We start from the raw sequence: 886 nt of genomic DNA on the forward strand, positions 1-886 counted from the left end.
CAAGCAGGTCAATGAGGGTGGTGAAGGGCCGGCCGTCGGCAGGCACGCTCTTGCCGCTGAACCACGGACTGAGCTTGCTCTTCCCCAAGGCAACCTTGGGTTTCTGCTGTTCGCCCCATGCCGCGATCGTGGCATACGAAGGGCTGCCCGCGTTCTTCTTGAGCTCCCTCAGCGCGTGCGCGAGACGCTGAGACGCTGGCAGGTCATTCATTCGTCCCTCGTTCAGTCTGAACCTCCGCTGAACACCAATTTCACCAGGTGTGGCCTGCGGCGACGTCCAGTTCAGCAGGCCTGAGGATCGCTGAACCCCATGCCGAGCCGGATGACTGGTCGCCGACCGGCCGACCGAGCCGGGATTTGAGGAGGGGTAGGCGACATGTACGTGGACGCAGTGGTGATCGGGGCAGTGATCACAGGAGCGGCGATGCTGGGGGCGGCAGTAGTGACGGGGACGGCGGCGATCGTGGCGGCGGTGATTTCACGCCGGGGCCGCGGCGGCTCATGATACCGACCCGCCCGCCGTCGGCTCAGGCCGCCTGGCCGAAGCCGACGGCGGCCGGGTCCTGCTCGCGGAGCTGGGTGAAGTCGACGTCCAGCTTCGGGTCGTACGCCTCGGGCTGGATGCCGAGCTCGTGTGTGCTGTACTCGCCGAACCGGTTGATGTGCTCGGTCAGGTACGGCGAGATGTTGGCCAGGTCCTCCGGCTCAATCGTCCAGCCCTCTTCCAGCAGCTGCCGCACGATCTCAGCGATGTCCAGGGCGTTGTGAAAAATGACCGCGTTGGTGAGCAGAGCATTGAACTTCATCGCCTTCTCCTGCTCAACCGGGTCGTTGTCCGCGATGACCCCGCGGTTACCGAAGCCGATCCACTGCGAGAAGCCGTTAA

The 886-nt window shown here is 64.7% G+C and carries 1 protein-coding gene and 1 pseudogene; both read right to left on the reverse strand.

Features of this window, described 5'->3' with window-relative positions; translation table 11 throughout:
- A pseudogene (locus NQU54_RS48640) lies at nt 1-211 on the reverse strand (hypothetical protein); the annotation flags it as partial.
- A 316-nt stretch (nt 212-527) separates the two neighbouring features.
- A partial coding sequence (locus NQU54_RS48645) for a Tn3 family transposase (protein ID WP_257636669.1) occupies nt 528-886 on the reverse strand: 359 nt, incomplete at its 5' end.

It is taken from the genome of Streptomyces malaysiensis subsp. samsunensis (genome assembly GCF_024519315.1).
In the GTDB taxonomy this organism is placed as follows: Bacteria; Actinomycetota; Actinomycetes; order Streptomycetales; family Streptomycetaceae; genus Streptomyces; species Streptomyces malaysiensis.